Source organism: Mesorhizobium sp. U510, from assembly GCF_059180695.1.
This window is the reverse complement of the sequence record NZ_CP180532.1, coordinates 1,803,226-1,820,698: the sequence shown is the minus strand read 5'-3', so window position 1 is coordinate 1,820,698 and position 17,473 is coordinate 1,803,226. Positions and strand designations below refer to the sequence as shown.

The window sequence follows — 17,473 nt, the reverse complement described above, 5'->3', positions numbered from 1 at the left end:
GGGGAGCTGGTCGAAAGCCGGCCAATCTGAAAGACGGACGCACCGATGAACAGCAAGCGGTCCTATCTCGATACACTCAACGCCGGCAGGCAGCGCAAGCCGCAGACCACGCTCGAGCAACTGAACCGCTCGCTGGAGACGCTGGAACAGCGGCTGGGTCAGACCCGCGAGGAGGTGACGGCCCGGCCCGCTCCGCACCAATACGGCGCCGACCCGCGCTATCCAGCCACCGAGCCGCGCTATCCCGCGGTCGACCCGCGTTATCCCGCCGCCCAGCCAACCGCTCAGCAGCGCTGGTATGAGGATCCGCGGCCAGCGGCGCGCCCGCAGACCCCGGCACCGGCCCCCAGCTTCGACCAGAACTACCAGGCCATCGCCCGTGACATCGACCGCGTGCGCGGCCAGGAAGACAGCGTCGCCATGGTCGGCAAGATCGCCGGTGAGTTGCGCGGCATGCGAGAGGAACTGCGCCACCAGATGACGGCGGGTCTGCAACGCGAATTCGATGCGCTGCGCAAGGATATCGACCGCGCCTTCCAGGCCAGCGCCAGGCCCGGCATTGCTGGCAAGGGCAGCGCCGAACTCGGCGTCGAATTCGAACGGCTTTCCGGCGCCATCAAGTCGCTGTCGGAGAAGAGCGACGACAGAAGCGTCAACATGCTGCGCCTGGAGCTCGAGCAGGTGAAGGCTGCGCTCGACACGCTGGCGCGCGAGGAGAGCGTGCAGAAGGTCGACCGCCGCTGGGACGATTTCGACCGCCGCTGGACGGCTTTCGAGGACCGTGTCGACGCCGATCAGCGCAAACGTTCCGACGATCCCGCCCTTGCGGCGCTGACCGACCGGCTGGAGCAGATCAGCAACGCCGTCAACAATCTGCCGGAATCGCTGTCGCTGCGTTCGCTCGAGGAAAAGGTGCGCACGCTGGCCGGCGCCGTCGAACACTTCGCGGGCCAGCAGGACAATCGCGGCAGCGACACGCTTGCCATGATCGACGAGCGGCTGGACGAGATTTCCCGCGCCATCGTTGCCTCGACCGTCGCGGCACAGGCCAATTCGGTCGATCACGAAGCCTTCGATCGTATCGAGAAGCGCATTGACTCGCTCGCCCGGCAGATCGAGGAAGTGGCGCAGGATCGCCCCGGCAACGCGGTCATGGATCGCCTGAGCACGCTGTCGAGCCGCGTTGACGAACTCGCCGGCCGCGCCAATTTGCCCGAGCAGGCGATGGAGCGGCTGGCCAAGCAGATCACCCTCATTGCCGACAAGATCGACCAGGCGCCGGCCATGCCCGACGCCGACTACATCTTCCACGGGCTCGAGCAGCGCTTCGATGTTCTGTCCGGCATGATGGAACGCCGCCAGGGCGATGCCATCGAACAGGGCAACATGCTGTTTCGCGATCTCGAGCGCCGTCTCGATGAGGTCGCCGACCGGCTCGACCAGCGCATCGCGCCGCAGATCGACAGTGCCGGCATCATGGAGGCCATCGACGCCCGCTTCACCGCACTCGCCACGCGCATGGAGACACGTGCCGCCGATCCCGCCGGCGAAGCGGCGATCCGTGGACTGGAAAGCCGGCTTGAGGACATTTCCAGCCGGCTCGACGCCTCGGCGGCCCAGGTCGCCGGCATCGATCCGGCGCTGATCCGCAGCCTGGAGGCGCAAGTCGCCGGCCTGTCCGCGCATCTGTCCAGGCCCAGCACGCCGCTGCCGGAATTCGAGGACATCAGCCCGCGCCTCGACGAAATCGAGAAGGCGCTGGCGGGAACCCGCGATTCCATCCTAGGCGCGGCACGCGAAGCGGCCGAGAACGCGGTGCGTTCGCTGGCCGGGTCGGACGCCAATGCGTCGGCGGTTTCCGGACTCGCCCAGGATCTGAAGACGCTGGAAACGCTGACGCGGCGCTCCGACGAGCGCAATTCGCGAACGTTCGAGGCCATCCACGACACGCTGCTCAAGATCGTCGACCGGCTGGGTTCGCTGGAAACCGACGAGCCGTCCGAAGCGGTGAGCGAGCTTCTGGCCACGCGCCAGGACGAGGCGGCCGGCAAACGCCGCACACGGACCACCAAGATGGCTGTCGAAGCGCCGTCGATGGATATCGACGAGCCGATGCCGCTGACCGGCGACATGGCCGATCTCGATGGCCGCGCCGCCGCCATAATGCGCAACGAGGGTGCGCGTGGCGACATGGGTGCGCGTGGCGACCTGGGCACGCGCACGCCGGCGGAAGCAGCAGCAGCCGCCGCCATGGCCGCACTCGGTTCCGATACCATCGCCGAAAAGGACCAGCCGGCAGGCCGCAAATCTATGTTCGGCGGGCTGGCCCGCGCCTTCAAGGGTAAGAAGGCGGCGGCGGACGTCCCGCCGCTGGCCGGTTCGCCGCCGAGCAGCGATATTCCGACTGTCGATCTTGACGAGCCGCTCGACCCGAAAGTGGCCAACCGCCCGCTGGAACCAGGCTCCGGCGCGCCCGACCTCAATGCCATCATGAAGCGGGTTCGCGACGAGCGTGGCCAGCCGGCAAAGCTTGGCGAAAGCGACGCCGCGAAATCGGATTTCATCGCGGCCGCGCGGCGCGCGGCGCAGGCCGCCGCTGCGGAGGCCGACGCCCTGAAGCGACAGTCGACGGTGAAAGGCCCGGTGAAAGCGCTCAGGATCGGCGACCTGCTCAAGGCCCGACGCAAGCCGATCCTGATGGCGGCGGCGGCGATCATGCTGGCGCTTGCCGGCCTGCAGCTCGGCAAGGCGTTCCTCTCGGATCCGGTTCAGGTGGCAAACAACGACGCCGTACCGATCGTTGCCGCGCAGCCAGCGCAGACGGCATCCGTCGACACGGCGAGCCAGCCGAAGGCGCAAGCCCAGCCGGCGGCAACGGACAACGCGCCGGCCCGTGCCGTCAGGCAGGCCGAACAATCCGCGCCCATGACCAAGGACGACATGGTGGCGCAGACCGCCATGGCGATGCCGTCGGACACGGACGCAATGGCGAATACGGCGCCGGTCGCAGAGCCCGCCGCGCCTGCTGCTTCCACCGCCTCTTCCGGCCCCACGGCTTCGGCCGCCCCAGCACCAGTTGCGCCTATTGCCACGACCCCGATGGATACGACGGCTTCAGAGCCGGCAACTGCTACCGGCGGTGCGCAAGCGACGGATACCGATACCCAGCCGGTCGCAGCCCCAACGGCGGCCAACGACGCCATCGCCAAGGACACGACCGGCGCCGTCGCGCCGGCAGGTGCAGCAGTCGCGAACAAGTACGACATTCCGGCCGATGCCGGCCCGGCCGCGCTACGCGATGCCGCCGCGGGTGGCGACGCCAAGGCGCTGTTCGAGATCGGCTCGCGCTACGCGGAATCGCGCGGCGTCAAGGAAGACATGGCCGCGGCCGCCAAATGGTACGAGAAATCGGCGGAACTCGGTTTCGCGCCGGCCGAATACCGCATCGGCAATTTCTATGAGAAGGGCATCGGCGTCGCCCGCGACATCAAGAAGTCGAAGACCTGGTACCAGATGGCCGCCGAGCAGGGCAATGCCAGCGCCATGCACAATCTGGCCGTGCTGTTCGCCATGGCCGCCGATGGCGTGACCGACAATGAATCGGCCGCGCACTGGTTCCAGGAGGCCGCCGATCTCGGGGTCAAGGACAGCCAGTTCAATCTCGGCATCCTCGCCGCCAAGGGCGTCGGCATGAAGCAGAACCTCGAGGAATCCTACAAATGGTTCGCGCTCGTCGCCAAGACCGGCGACAAGGACGCTGCCGCCAAGCGCGACGAGATCGCCAATGCGCTGCGGCCCGAGCAGCTCGAGCGGGCGCGCGCCGCGACCGAATTGTGGAAGGCCAAGCCGCTCAATGCGGCGACCAATTCTGCCGACATTCCCGAATCCTGGCAGGAAGGCACGCCGCAGACGACCGCCGGCATCGACATGAAGAAGGCGGTCAAGAACATCCAGCTTATCCTCAACAAGAACGGCTATGATGCCGGCGGCGCCGACGGCGTCATGGGCGAGAAGACCAAGAACGCGATCATCGCCTTCCAGACCGATAGCAAGCTGCCGGCGACCGGCGCCGTCGATGAAAAACTGGTCCGGGCGCTGCTGGCGCGCAAATAACAGCGAAGCGTCGTTTCCACGACGCTCTTGCCACACATTTGCCTGTTAACTGATTGAGATATTTTTTGTTTCGGCGCGGCGACGGGGTTTGACCCCGCCGCCGCGTCGGCGCAAGGAAAAATTGGCTTTTCGGTGCGAGACTGCCCAGAACGGCTGTATTCGCCGACAGGCAAACTGATCGAGACTGACGGGTGGGCATCTATCTCCCGATTGCGGAAATTTCCGTCAACGTCTTCGTGCTGCTGGCCATGGGCGCTGCGGTGGGCTTCCTGTCGGGCATGTTCGGCGTCGGCGGCGGGTTCCTCATCACGCCGCTCCTGATCTTCTACAACATCCCCCCGGCGATCGCGGTCGCCACCGGCGCCAACCAGGTCATCGCCTCTTCCGTCTCCGGCGTGCTTTCGCACATGAAGCGGGGCACGCTCGACTTCAAGCTCGGCGGCGTGCTCCTGGCCGGCGGCATCATCGGCTCCACCGCCGGTATCTACGTGTTTGCCTTCCTGCGCCGGCTCGGCCAGCTCGACCTGTTCATCTCGCTGCTTTATGTCGTGCTGCTCGGCACGGTCGGTGGGCTGATGCTGGTCGAAAGCATCAATGCGCTGCGCGCCACACGCAGCGGTGCGGCGCCGGTGCTGAAGAAATCCGGCCAGCACAACTGGATCCACCGGCTGCCGCTGAAGATGCGCTTCAGGGCGTCGAAACTGTTCGTCAGCGTCATCCCGGTGCTCGGCCTTGGCGCCGGCATCGGCTTCCTGTCGTCGATCATGGGTGTCGGCGGCGGCTTCATCATGGTGCCAGCGCTGATCTATTTGCTCAAAGTGCCGACCAATGTCGTTATCGGCACCTCGCTGTTCCAGATCATCTTCACGTCCGCCTACACCACGCTGGTCCACGCCACCACGAACCAGACGGTCGATGTCGTGCTGGCCTTCCTGTTGATGGCGGGCGGCGTCGCCGGCGCGCAATATGGCGCCAAGGCCGGCCAGAGGCTGCGTGGCGAGCAGCTCAGGGCGCTGCTGGCCTTGCTGGTGCTGGCTGTAGCGATCAGGCTCGCCATCGATCTTTTCGTCACCCCGCCCAATCTCTATTCGCTGTCCAGCGCGGGCCTCAACTGATGGCAGGCCCGAAAGCATTCGCAGCCGCCATCCTCCTGCCACTGCTTGCCACCGGCGCACCGGCGAAGGCACAGACGCCGCTGACGGAAGGCATCCAGATCGGTCTCTCCACCGACAATGTCTCGATCACCGCCGGTTTTTCCGGCGCCGACCTGACCATCTTCGGCTCGCTGGAAAATCCCGATCCGCTGGTCGCCCGCCAGGGTCGCTACGACGTCATCGTCGTACTCGAAGGGCCACCCAAGCCGGTCGTGGTGCGCCGCAAGGACCGGGTGCTCGGCGTCTGGGTCAATCTGGACTCCGAAACCTTCGAGAACGTGCCGGTCTCCTATTCGGTGGCGACGACGCGGCCGCTGCAGGACATCACAGAACCGAACAGCTACAAGCAGCTGTCGCTCGGCGCCTCCAATCTCTACATGCAGCCCGCCGACGCCGGCGACAGCCCGGCGACGATCGAGGAATTCACCGCGGCGTTGCGCGAGCGCAAGGGAGCGGCAGGCCTCTACAGCGAGAATGTCGGCGGCGTGCAGTTCCTGTCGCAGAACCTGTTCCGCGCCACCGTCAGGCTGGCACCGAATGTTCCGGTCGGCACCCACAAAGCCCGCGCGTTCCTGTTCAAGAGCGGCCTGTTCATCAAGGAGAGCTCTGCCCAGCTCGAAATCCGCAAGTCCGGCTTCGAGCAGTCTATCTTCCGGGTCGCCCATGACTACTCCTTCCTCTATGGCGTCTTCGCCATATCACTGGCCATGCTGACGGGCTGGCTCGGCAGGCTGATCTTCCGCAAGGACTGAGACGTCCAAAAGGGGGTTTCCCTTTCCCGCGCCATGCTATAGACCGCACCTCCCCGCCCAACGGGCAAGCACGCACAATTCAATTCGGCAGAGCGGTCCGGTCGCCCGGAACCACAGCGCACGCTTCTCCCGCGAGCGCCGATCCGCTGTCTGCCGCCAATGACAGGAGGCTGCTTTGCGACCAGCATTCGCCGGTATCGATTTCGGCACTTCGAACTCCACGGTCGGCGTGGTCCGCAACGGGCAACCGCACCTCGTCGCGCTTGAAGGCGGCCAGGTCACGCTGCCCAGCGCGGTGTTCTTCAATTTCGAGGACGGCCGCATCTGTTTTGGCCGCCAGGCCATCGCCAACTACACCGACAGCGTGGAAGGCCGGCTGATGCGCTCGCTGAAGAGTGTGCTGGGCAGCTCGCTAGCGCATGAGAAGACGCGCATCAAGGCGCGCTCGATCGGCTTCATGGAGATCATCGGCCTGTTCCTCGGCCATCTGAGGAAGAAGCTTGAAGAAGATGGCGGCGATCTGGTCGAGACCGTGGTGCTCGGCCGTCCGGTACAATTCGTCGATGACGACCCACAGGCCGACGCGAACGCCCAGAGCGACCTGGAAAAGGCCGCGCATGCGCAAGGCTTCAAGCACATCGCCTTCCAGTTCGAGCCGATCGCCGCCGCACTCGATTACGAGCAGAGGGTGACGCGCGAAGAGCTGGCGCTGATCATCGACATGGGCGGCGGCACGTCTGACTTTTCAGTCGTGCGCGTCTCGCCGGAGCGTGCCCGATTGCCGGACCGCAAGGACGATATCCTGGCCAGCCGGGGTGTCCATATCGGCGGTACGGATTTCGACCGGCTGCTCAGCATTGCCCATGTCATGCCGCAGTTCGGCTATTTGACCCCGACCAAGGACGGCAAGCGCAATCTGCCGGCCAGCTACTTCATCGATCTGGCGACATGGCAGCGCATCAACCTGGTCTACACCGCCAAGGCGATGACGCATCTGCGCCAGATCCGCTACGAGGCCGCGCGCGCCGACCTGGTCGACCGCTTCATCCGCATCGTCGAGCACCGCTATGGGCACGCTTTGGCGGCATTGGTGGAAAAGGCCAAGATAGAGTTGACCGACCTGTCATCGGCCGAAGTCGCGGTGAGGCTATCCGACGTGGAGTTCGCCGCCGAAATCACGCGTGATGGACTGGACGCCACCATCGCCCGGGACATCGAGCGGGTCACCGCGACGGTGGCTGAGACCATGCGCGATGCTGCGGTCAAGCCGTCCGACATCACCGCGGTGTTCCTGACCGGCGGCTCGACCGCGATTCCGCTGGCAAGACGGGAAATCCTGTCGCTGGTGCCGCAGGCTTCGGTCATCGACGGCGACATGTTCGGCTCGGTCGGGCTTGGCCTGGCTTTGGATGCCCAGCGCAAGTTCGGCTGACTAAAGGTCGCTCCCCTTAGTGTCTGCGCCGAGATGCGCCTTCAGCGCCATTTGGGCCAGGCTTGCCTGGCGGTCGCGGTGGGTGATCATGGCGAAGTCGCGTTTCGGCAGTTCGAGCGGCACGGACCGCAGGCTGCCTTCGGCAACGGCGCGTCCGACGACGAGCTCCGAAATGATGGTGGCGCCGGCACCCGCCTCGACCGCCTGGCGAACCGCCTCGTTGCTTGGCAGCACCAGGAACACCTGCAAATCGGCTAGCGAAATTCCCTCGCGCCTCGCCAGATCCTCCAGCACCTCGCGCGTGCCCGACCCACCCTCGCGGATGATCCAGCGCAGGCCCTTGATGTCGGGACGGCCCGGCGCGGTTTCGACGATTTCGGGATGTGACGCGGCAACCACCAGCATCAACCGGTCGGTGTCGACCTTGGCGCGGCGCAATATGTCGGATTCGGTGCGCCCCTCGACCAGGCCGAGATCGGCTGTTCCATCCAGCACGCTGGCCTCGACCTGTCTCGTGTTGCCGATGCTGACGCTCAGCCGCACCGCGGGGTAGGCCTCGTGGAAGGAGGCCAGCCTTCGTGGCAGCCAGTAGCTGGCGATGGTCAGGCTGGCGGCGATAGAGAGGCTGCCGGCGACCGTCTGCGAGACATGTTCCAGCACATTGCGGGCGGCGGCGGCCCGCTCCAGCACGGCCTTGGCTTCCGGCAGGAACCGGTGGCCGGTCTGGGCAAGCTCTATGTTGCGGCCGACGCGGTTGAACAGATGGACGCCGTGCTGCTCTTCAAGCGCGCGGATGGCGGCCGACGCCGCCGACTGGGAGATACCCAAAAGCTCCGCCGCCTTGGTCATGTGGCCGCGCTCGGCGACGGCGACGAAAATGCGCAACTGATCCAGGGTCATGTCAGCATTAAGAACCAATATCGATCGAATTTACAAGAACAACTGATTAGACGGATCGATAGCTTCATTCTACATTTTCACGCGAAGTTAGAAAAAATTCGCCAGCGGATGGCAGAGACTAAAATGATCGGGCGGTTCAAGTCCCTTCTCGCACATTGGACCCGCGGCATCCGCAGACGGCTGACCGGCGATCGCTACCATCCGGAAGAGCATTACATGCGCGGCCCCGGGCCGAAGACTCGAGCCAAATCCGCCGGCCGCGCGGGCACATCCGGATCATGAGGCATTCACCGCCGCGCGGCGCGAATTCGGCACCATCGCAACGCCCGCTTGCCGACACGCGCGCGCCCGATGAAGGCGACGGCGTCGACACCTCGCCTGGCATTTCCGACAGCGTTGCCAAGACCACCTGCTACATGTGCGCCTGCCGCTGCGGCATCGACGTCCATATCAAGGACGGCAAGGTCCGCTACATCAACGGCAACAAGGACCATCCGGTCAATCGCGGCGTGATCTGCGGTAAGGGCAGTTCCGGCATCATGCAGCATTACAGCCCGGCCCGGCTGAAGAAGCCGCTGCTGCGTTCCGGGCCGCGCGGCTCGGGCGTGTTCCGCGAGATCGAGTGGGAAGAAGCGTTCTCGATCGCGACGGAGCGTCTCTCGGCAGTTCGTCGTACCGATCCGAAAAAACTCGCTTTCTTCACCGGCCGCGACCAGTCGCAATCCTTGACCGGTTGGTGGGCGAGTCAGTTCGGCACACCGAATTTCGCCGCCCATGGCGGCTTCTGCTCGGTCAACATGGCGGCCGGCGGGCTCTATTCGATCGGCGGCTCGTTCTGGGAGTTCGGCGAGCCTGACTGGGATAACACACGATATTTCATGCTGTTCGGCGTCGCCGAAGACCATGATTCCAACCCGATCAAGATCGGGCTGGGCAAGCTCAAGGCGCGCGGCGCCAAGGTGGTGTCGATTAATCCGTGCCGCACCGGCTACAATGCGATTGCCGACGACTGGATCGGCATCCGGCCCGGAACGGACGGCCTGTTCGTCTTCGCCCTCATCCACGAATTGCTGAAGGCCGGCCGCGTCGATCTCGACTATCTGCTCCGCTACACCAACGCCCATGTCCTCGTCGTGCAGGAGCCTGGCGCCTCCGACGACGGGCTGTTCGTCCGCGACGCCGACGGCAATCCGCTGGCCTGGGACAGGGTGGCGAAGACCGCCGTCAAGGCAACCGACACGGAAGCGAAGCCGGCGCTGACCGGCAGCTTCGAAGTCGGCGGCCGCCGCTGTACGCCGGTGTTCCAGTTGATCGCCGACCGCTATCTCGATGACAGCTACGCGCCGGATGCGGTCGCCGAGCGCTGCGGCATTGCCGCCGATAGGATCCGCCGGATCGCCGCCGAACTCGCCCATGTCGCCTTCGAACAGGCAATCGAACTGCCGGTGGCTTGGACCGACTGGGCCGGGCGCCGGCACGAGACGATCAAGGGCCGACCGGTTTCGATGCATGCCATGCGCGGTATATCAGCCCATTCGAACGGTTTTCACTCTTGCCGCGCCATCCATCTGCTGCAGGTGCTGCTCGGCACAGTGGATGTTCCCGGCGGCTTCCGCTTCAAGCCGCCCTACCCCAGATCGGCGCCGCCGGGCCCGAAACCCGCGGGCAAGACGGTCAAGCCGATGACGCCGCTGGACGGCATGCCGCTTGGCTTCGTCTGCGGACCGGACGACCTGCTGGTCGACGAAGACGGCACGCCGACCCGCATCGACAAGGCCTATTCCTGGGACGCGCCGCTGGCTGCGCACGGGCTGATGCACACCGTCATCCGCAATGCCTGGGCGGGCGATCCCTACAAGATCGACACGCTGATGATGTACATGTCGAACATGGCCTGGAATTCCTCGATGAACACCGTCGAGACGATTGCCATGCTGACCGACCATGACGAGGCGGGCAACTACAAGATCCCCTTCATCATCTATTCCGACGCCTATTATTCCGAGACGGTGCCGTTCGCCGACCTCGTGCTGCCGGATACGACCTATCTCGAGCGGCATGACTGCATCAGCCTGCTCGACCGGCCGATCAGCCATGCCGACGGGCCGGGCGATGCCATCCGCCATCCCGTCGTCGAGCCGGACCGCGACGTCAGGCCGTTCCAGTCGGTGCTGATCGAACTGGGCGCCCGGCTGCGCCTGCCCGGTTTCGTCGACGAGGACGGATCGGCGAAGTATGCCGACTATGCCGACTATATCGTCAGTCATGAACGCACACCGGGCATCGGCCCGCTGGCCGGCTGGCGCGGCAAGGATGGAACGTCGATCGGCAAGGGCGAGGCCAATCCGGACCAGTTGCAGCGCTACATCGACAATGGGGGCTTCTGGCATCACGACTTCGCTCAGGACCAGCGCTACTACAAGATGGCCAACCGCTCCTATCTCGATTTCGCGGTGCAGATGGGTTTCATCCCGAAGGCGGAGCCGATCATCTTCCAGCTCTATTCCGAGCCGTTGCAGCGGTTTCGGCTCGCCGCACGCGGCCATGGCCGTGTTCAGCCGCCGGAGGCCGAGCGCCAGCGCATCGAGACCTACATGGATCCGCTGCCGTTCTGGTACATGCCGTTCGAGGAAGCGGTGGTCGACCTCGAAAAATACCCACTGCACGCGCTGACGCAGCGGCCGATGCACATGTATCATTCCTGGGGCTCGCAGAATGCGTGGCTGCGGCAGATCACCAGCCAGAACCGGCTGTTCGTGCACCACCGCACTGGTGCCGGTCTAGGCCTCGTCGACGACGACTGGGTGTGGATAGAAAGCATCAACGGCAGAGTGAAGGGGCAAATCAAGCTGGTCGACGGGGTGAACGAAAGCACGGTCTGGACCTGGAACGCGATCGGCAAAAGGCGCGGCAGTTGGGGACTGAAAGATGATGCCGCCGAGAGCAATCGCGGCTTCCTGCTCAACCATATCATCGGCGACCAGACCTCGGCCGACGCACAGGGCAAACGCTATTCGAACTCCGATCCTGTCACCGGCCAGGCCGCGTGGTTCGATCTGCGCGTGCGCATCGTCAAATGCGCTGATGAGGAAGCCGGCTTCACCGAGCCGCAATTCGAGCGTTTCAGCCAACCGCCGCATTTCGAGCCGTCGCTCGACAGATTGAGCTTCGGCGCCGAATTCCGCCGGGCAAGAGAGGCAGCCGAATGACCTGTCTTCCCGTCCACAGCGACAAGAAACTTGGTCTCGTCATCGACCTCGACACGTGCGTCGGCTGCCAGGCTTGCGTCACCGCCTGCAAGGAATGGAACACCGGCGGCCACATGGCGCCGTTGACCGACACCGACCCCTATGGCGGCCATGTCGACGGCGTCTGGTTCAACCGCGTGCACAGCTATGAACACACGACAGAGATGGGCGGGCGCACGGTCAACTTCCCGCGCTCCTGCCTGCATTGCGAGACGCCGGCCTGCGTCACCGTCTGCCCGACCGGCGCCTCTTACAAGCGAGCCTCGGACGGCATCGTGCTGATCGACGAGGACAAGTGCATAGGCTGCAAATTGTGCAGTTGGGCATGCCCCTATGGGGCGCGCGAATTCGACACCGATGTCGGCGTAATGAAGAAATGCACGCTATGCATCGACCGCATCTACAACGACAATCTGGCCGAAGAAGACCGCGTGCCGGCCTGCGTCGCCGCCTGCCCGACCAGCGCCCGGCATTTCGGCGATCTCGGCGATCCTCAGTCGGCTGTCTCGCAACTGGTCGCGGAGCGCGGCGGCGTCGACCTGATGCCGGAACTCGGCTACCACCCGACCAACAAATATTTGCCGCCGCGCGCCCATACGCAGCGCGCCGCATCGGTGCCCGCGAAGGCGCTGGAGCCGGTGCGGGCCGAAGGCGGCTTCCTCGGCTGGGTCGACCGCATGCTTTCGAACTGACCATGCATCCAGCCTTTTCCGTCGTCTTCTTCACCACCGCCACCGGTGCAGGCTACGGCCTGCTGGCGCTGCTTGGCGTGCTGGGCGGGTTGCAGATCATCCCCGCCGACTTCTGGCTCGGCCTCGTCGGCCTGGGGCTGGCGCTTGGCCTGATCGCGGCGGGACTGTTGTCGTCGACCGGCCATCTCGGCAGACCCGAGCGCGGATGGCGGGCGTTCTCGCAATGGCGCAGTTCCTGGCTGTCGCGCGAAGGCGTGGCCTCGGTCATCACCTTCATCCCGGCGGGACTGTTCGGCCTCGGCTGGGTGTTCTTTGGCCGCACTGAGGGCTGGGTGGCCATTGCCGGATTGCTGGCTGCCATCGGTTCGGTCATCACCGTCTGCACAACAGGGATGATCTACGCGTCGCTGAAACCGATCGCCCAATGGCACAGCCGCTATACTTTGCCGGCCTACCTGATCTTCGCCGCCATGACCGGCAGCGTTCTGTTGAACGCGCTGCTGCAGGGCTTCGGCATCGGTTCCACGGGCGTGCTGGTATTGTCGCTGCTTGCCACTCTTGCCGGCTGGGGCTGGAAGCTCGCGACCTGGCGGCACAATGACCGTCTCGAGATCCCGACCACCGCCAACACCGCGACCGGTTTGGCTGGCGGCACGGTGCGCTCGCTGGAATGGCCGCATACCGAGGAAAACTACCTGCTCAAGGAAATGGGTTTTCGCATCGCACGCAAGCACAGTGCGAAGCTGCGCATGCTCGCACAGGCATTGGCCTTCGCCCTGCCCGTCCTGCTGATCGCCGCCACCTTCGCCTTGCCCTGGCCCTATGCGGCGGTGCCGTCGGTGCTCGCCGCGATCGTCCAGTTCGCCGGCATGCTGGTCGAGCGCTGGCTGTTCTTCGCCGAGGCAAAGCACACCGTCACTCTGTATTACGGCAGATAGGCTGCTCAGCCCGGCCGCAGCATCGAGCGGGAGATGGCGAAGATGCGGTCGGCGCCAAGCATATAGGCCATCAGCGATTCCAGCCGGAACAGCCCGGCATAAGCGCGATCGAGCACGTTAAGCGAGCCGGTATAGGCGCCGAAGGCCGGCATGATCATGCGGCCGCCATCGCCGGCAAAGCAGCGCCGACGCACCGAACGGCCGCGCTGGACGATGCGCGCGCAGGGATGCAGATGGCCCGCGATCTCGCCCTCGACGCGCACTTTCGACGGCTCATGCCGGAACAGCAGCGAGCCTATGGCCAGTTCCCGGACCGTTTCACCGGGCAGATCGGCCGGCGCTTCCGGATCATGGTTGCCGGCGACCCAGAACCAGTCGCGGCCTGCCATCAGCGCTTCCAGCCGCTCGCGAAAACTCGCATGCATGCGCTCGGCGCCGCCGCCATCGTGAAAGGAATCGCCCAGGCTGATGACGATCGACGGCTGGTAGTCGGATATGACGGCCTGCAGTCTGAGCAAGGTCGCTCCGGTGTCATAGGGCGGGATCAGCGCGCCGCGCCTTGCCAGCGACGAGCCTTTTTCCAGATGCAGGTCGGAGACCGTCATCAGCCTAAGCTCGGGAAAATAGAGCACGCCGCGCGGATCGCAGACCGCACGCTCGCCGGCGATGCCTATCATGTCGGCCTCGGCAATCAGCGACGTGCGCGCCAGCGAAAAATTCATCCCTCACTCATTTCCGGCCCCATGGCCTCTTCGACCAAAGTCGCCGCATCCATCAGCAGTGTTTCATCGGCTTCGCCGTTCACCGGCATCTTGCCGATCTCGAGCATGATCGGCACGGCTAGTGGCGAAATCTGCTCGAGATTCTTATGCATGATTCTACCCTGGACGCGCGAGAGCATGTCGGCAAGTCTGCTGACATCGAGCAGACCGGCCGCCGCATCGGAGCGTGTCGCCTGCAGCAGGATATGGTCCGGCTCATGGCTGCGCAGCACATCGTAGATCAGGTCGGTCGACACGGTGACCTGACGGCCGCTCTTCTCCTGGCCCGGATGGCGTTTCTCGATCAGTCCCGAAATCAGCGCGCAATTGCGGAAGGTGCGCTTGAGAAGCCAGCTGTCGGCCAGCCAGGCTTCGAGGTCGTCGCCCAGCATGTCCTCGTCGAACAATGCGCCGAGAGACGGTTTCCTGGCTTTGAACATCGCGCCCATATCGCCCAGCGACCATATGGCAAGGGCGTAATCGGTGGCGACAAAGCCAAGCGGCCTGGCGCCTGCCCTGTCGAGGCGCCGGGTAAGCAACATGCCGAGCGTCTGGTGGGCCAGCCTGCCCTCAAAGGGATAAGCGACCAGATAGTAGCGGTTGCCGCGTGGAAAGGTCTCGATCAGCAGGTCATCGCGTTTGGGCAGAACCGATTTGTCGGCCTGGAATCGCAGCCAGTCGGCCACCTGCTCCGGCAGCTTCTTCCAGCGCTGCGGATCGTCCAGCATCATGCGGACCTGCTCGGCAAGGTAGGTCGAAAGCGGGAACTTGCCGCCGCCATAGTAGGGCACCTTGGCGTCGCTGCCGGGCGCGTTCGACACGAAGCATTCATTCTCGCGAATGCCTTCGAAGCGCAGCACCTTGCCGGCGAACATGAAGGTGTCGCCATGCGTCAGCGTTTCGAGGAAGGCCTCCTCGATCTTGCCGAGAACGGCCCCGCCGCGTGTAGCCGAGCCTTTGCTGCCTGCTTTGACGTAACGCACGTTGAGCGCCGGCACTTCGATGATGGTGCCGACATTCAGCCGATATTGCTGAGCCACGCGCGGGTTGGAGACGCGCCACAACCCGTCCTTGTTCAGGCGGATACGAGCATAGCGCTCGTAATTCTTCAGCGCATAGCCGCCGGTGGCGACAAAATCGATGACGCGGTCGAAGGTAATCCTATCGAGGCTGGTGTAGGGTGCCGCCGCTCGCACTTCCTCGTAAAGATCGTCGGCACGGAACGGTGCGCCGCAGGCGCAGCCGAGTACGTGTTGCGCCAGCACATCGAGGCCGCCATCGACCAGCGGCGGCGTGTCCTGCGCGCCAAGATAGTTGGCATCGAGGGCAGCCCGGCATTCGAGCACCTCGAAACGGTTGGCAGGGATCAAGATCGCCTTGGACGGTTCGTCCATCCGGTGGTTGGCACGGCCGATGCGCTGCGCCAGCCGGCTCGCCCCCTTCGGCGCGCCGACATGCACGACCAGATCGACATCGCCCCAGTCGATGCCGAGATCGAGCGTCGATGTCGCGACAATGGCACGCAGCGCGTTCTCGCCCATCGCCTTCTCGACACGCCGCCGCTGGCCGACATCGAGAGAGCCGTGATGAAGCGCGATCGGCAAGGTGTCCTCGTTGACCCGCCACAATTCCTGGAAAAGCAGTTCCGCCTGGCTGCGGGTGTTGACGAACAGCAGGGTCGTCTTGTGGCGCTTGATCTCGCGGTAGATCTCCGGCGTGGCATAGCGCGCCGAATGCCCCGCCCACGGTACACGCTCTTCGGAATCGAGAATGGAGATTTCGGGTTTAGCTCCCCCTGTGACCACAATCAGTTCGGACATGTCTCCTGGTGGATTCTGGCTGACCAGCCAGCGCCGCAACTCGTCCGGCTCGGCCACCGTCGCCGACAGGCCGATGGTCTGCAGGCCGGGCACGTAGTTGCGCAGCCGCGCCAGGCCGAGCGCCAAGAGATGGCCGCGTTTCGAGGTTACAAGCGAATGCAACTCGTCGAGCACGACATAGCGCAGATCCTCGAAGAAGCGTCGGGCGTCGCCTGCAGCAATCAGAAGCGCAAGTTGCTCGGGCGTGGTCAGCAATATATCCGGCGGCACCAGCTTCTGGCGCTGGCGCTTGTGGGAAGGCGTGTCGCCGGTGCGCGTCTCGATGCTGATCGGCAGACCGATCTCCTCGACCGGCTTGCCGAGATTGCGCTCGATGTCGACGGCCAGCGCCTTGAGCGGCGAGATGTAGAGCGTGTGGATGCCGCGCTGTCCCTGCCCCGGCTTTCGCCTCGGCCTGACCGCCAGTTCCGTCAGCGAAGGCAGGAAGCCGGCCAGCGTCTTGCCGGCTCCGGTCGGCGCGATCAGCAGCACCGATTGGCCGCTTTGAGCCTTCGCCAGCAATTCGACCTGATGGGCGCGCGGCGACCAGCCTTTCTCGCCGAACCATCTGAGGAATGGCTCGGGCAGGGCAATGGCGGCATTCTGCTCGGCAAGGCGCGGCTCAACTGTCACGCGCCAGAGGTAGCGCGGCTACAGGCGATCGCCAAGGAAAATCGGAACAAAAGGGGATCGTGAAAGCTCTTCCCTTCTCCCCCTGTGGAGAAGGACAGGCGCTTGTGCTACGGCCTGCGAAACCCGGTCGGGCCGCCATAGAGGTAGCCGATGCGGGCGATGGCGTCCTTCAACCCTTCGCGCGAGACCAGCATGGTGTGGCCGTTGGCGTGGATCATGGTCTCAGCGTCGGTCATGGCAGCGACATGGCCTTTCCAGAAGACGAGATCGCCCCTGCGCAACCCGGCATAGTTCGGACCCGGCTCGAGCGGCTCGCCGATGCTTGCCGCCTGCATGTCGGAATCGCGCAGCACGTTTTTGCCCGCCATGCGCATCGCCAGCTGCACCAGGCCGGAACAATCGATGCCGAAGCCGGATGCGCCGCCCCACAGATAGGGTGTGCCAAGAAACGTCTCGGCAACCGCGACATAGTCGGCGGCAATTTCGCCGATTGGCCTGAGGTGACCCGCGATGATCGCTTCGCGTGACGGCAGGACGGCATAATGTGTGCCACGCGTCTCGAAGGCGCCCGTCACCGTCACCGTCGACCCCATCGACAGCTGTCCCGCGATCGGAAAGCGCAGATCCGGACCGGGATAGAGAAAGGTGCGGGGCACCGAGACGATATGGGTGGGCGCATGGTCGCGCCCGCCCAGCATGGTGTTGGCGACATAGCCGACATAGCCGTCGCGTTCGGCCTGGATCCAGGCCCAGCCTTCGGCATCCTCGAAAACCAGCACATCGTCGCCGAACAGAGCTTGCGTGTTGACGCCGGCATCCGCACGCGGCGCCTTGCGGATGTCTGCCACCGAGGCCGAAATCCGCGCCGGCCGGCCGGCGACAAAACGGTCGGCAGAAACCTCGCCTTTCAGCCTTGCGTCGGCAAGGTCGGAACGGAAGGCGTGGAGACGGGCATCGTGAGCAGTCAAAATCGGTAACCCTGCTGTATGGG

11 protein-coding genes are annotated in these 17,473 nt (G+C 64.8%); 7 read left to right on the top strand and 4 right to left on the bottom strand.

Annotated elements, in window-relative coordinates:
* Positions 1–45 precede the first annotated feature (45 nt).
* The 4 genes from ACLGL5_RS10745 to ACLGL5_RS10730 all read left to right on the top strand — a co-directional run bounded on the left by ACLGL5_RS10745 (position 46) and on the right by ACLGL5_RS10730 (position 7,451).
* A complete protein-coding gene (locus tag ACLGL5_RS10745) occupies positions 46–4,113 on the top strand; it encodes a peptidoglycan-binding protein (protein ID WP_069090955.1) in 4,068 nt (1,355 codons plus the stop codon).
* Positions 4,114–4,304: 191 nt separating this feature from the next.
* On the top strand, positions 4,305–5,228 hold the full coding sequence (locus ACLGL5_RS10740) for a sulfite exporter TauE/SafE family protein (RefSeq protein WP_064984650.1): 924 nt from the start codon (positions 4,305–4,307) through the stop codon (positions 5,226–5,228).
* On the top strand, positions 5,228–6,019 hold the full coding sequence (locus tag ACLGL5_RS10735) for a TIGR02186 family protein (protein ID WP_064984648.1): 792 nt from the start codon (positions 5,228–5,230) through the stop codon (positions 6,017–6,019). The genes ACLGL5_RS10740 and ACLGL5_RS10735 overlap by 1 nt, the downstream gene beginning before the upstream one ends.
* Positions 6,020–6,194: 175 nt before the next feature.
* Positions 6,195–7,451 carry an Hsp70 family protein gene (locus ACLGL5_RS10730; RefSeq protein WP_069090954.1) on the top strand — a complete coding sequence of 419 codons (1,257 nt, stop codon included), beginning with the start codon at positions 6,195–6,197 and terminating at the stop codon, positions 7,449–7,451.
* Here the strand turns inward: ACLGL5_RS10730 and ACLGL5_RS10725 are convergent, their stop codons facing one another.
* On the bottom strand, positions 7,452–8,351 hold the full coding sequence (locus tag ACLGL5_RS10725) for a LysR family transcriptional regulator (RefSeq protein WP_069090953.1): 900 nt from the start codon (positions 8,349–8,351) through the stop codon (positions 7,452–7,454).
* Between the two features lie 278 nt (positions 8,352–8,629).
* Between ACLGL5_RS10725 and ACLGL5_RS10720 the strand changes: the two genes are divergently transcribed.
* From ACLGL5_RS10720 to ACLGL5_RS10710, 3 genes are read left to right on the top strand one after another with little or no spacing between them, the layout of a single operon-like run.
* Positions 8,630–11,560, top strand: coding sequence for a molybdopterin oxidoreductase family protein (locus tag ACLGL5_RS10720; protein ID WP_069090952.1), 2,931 nt, complete (start codon positions 8,630–8,632; stop codon positions 11,558–11,560).
* Complete coding sequence (locus tag ACLGL5_RS10715; protein ID WP_069090951.1) at positions 11,557–12,291, top strand: 4Fe-4S dicluster domain-containing protein; 735 nt, start codon at positions 11,557–11,559, stop codon at positions 12,289–12,291. Before ACLGL5_RS10720 ends, ACLGL5_RS10715 begins: the two co-directional genes overlap by 4 nt.
* 2 nt (positions 12,292–12,293) lie before the next feature.
* Positions 12,294–13,229 carry a dimethyl sulfoxide reductase anchor subunit family protein gene (locus tag ACLGL5_RS10710; protein WP_069090950.1) on the top strand — a complete coding sequence of 312 codons (936 nt, stop codon included), beginning with the start codon at positions 12,294–12,296 and terminating at the stop codon, positions 13,227–13,229.
* A 5-nt stretch (positions 13,230–13,234) separates the two neighbouring features.
* Here the strand turns inward: ACLGL5_RS10710 and pdeM are convergent, their stop codons facing one another.
* From pdeM to ACLGL5_RS10695, 3 genes are all read right to left on the bottom strand, one after another.
* Positions 13,235–13,951, bottom strand: coding sequence for a ligase-associated DNA damage response endonuclease PdeM (pdeM, locus tag ACLGL5_RS10705; protein WP_069090949.1), 717 nt, complete (start codon positions 13,949–13,951; stop codon positions 13,235–13,237).
* A complete protein-coding gene (locus tag ACLGL5_RS10700; protein ID WP_064984639.1) occupies positions 13,948–16,482 on the bottom strand; it encodes a ligase-associated DNA damage response DEXH box helicase in 2,535 nt (844 codons plus the stop codon). Before ACLGL5_RS10700 ends, pdeM begins: the two co-directional genes overlap by 4 nt.
* Positions 16,483–16,589: 107 nt before the next feature.
* On the bottom strand, positions 16,590–17,450 hold the full coding sequence (locus ACLGL5_RS10695) for a C40 family peptidase (RefSeq protein ID WP_069090948.1): 861 nt from the start codon (positions 17,448–17,450) through the stop codon (positions 16,590–16,592).
* Positions 17,451–17,473: the final 23 nt, after the last annotated feature.

Coding starts and splice junctions, on each gene's coding strand:
- ACLGL5_RS10745 (WP_069090955.1), top strand. CDS start 46: ATGAACAGCAAGCGGTCCTATCTCGATACACTCAACGCCGGCAGGCAG.
- ACLGL5_RS10735 (WP_064984648.1), top strand. CDS start 5,228: ATGGCAGGCCCGAAAGCATTCGCAGCCGCCATCCTCCTGCCACTGCTT.
- ACLGL5_RS10725 (WP_069090953.1), bottom strand. CDS start 8,351: ATGACCCTGGATCAGTTGCGCATTTTCGTCGCCGTCGCCGAGCGCGGC.
- ACLGL5_RS10720 (WP_069090952.1), top strand. CDS start 8,630: ATGAGGCATTCACCGCCGCGCGGCGCGAATTCGGCACCATCGCAACGC.
- ACLGL5_RS10715 (WP_069090951.1), top strand. CDS start 11,557: ATGACCTGTCTTCCCGTCCACAGCGACAAGAAACTTGGTCTCGTCATC.
- ACLGL5_RS10710 (WP_069090950.1), top strand. CDS start 12,294: ATGCATCCAGCCTTTTCCGTCGTCTTCTTCACCACCGCCACCGGTGCA.
- pdeM (WP_069090949.1), bottom strand. CDS start 13,951: ATGAATTTTTCGCTGGCGCGCACGTCGCTGATTGCCGAGGCCGACATG.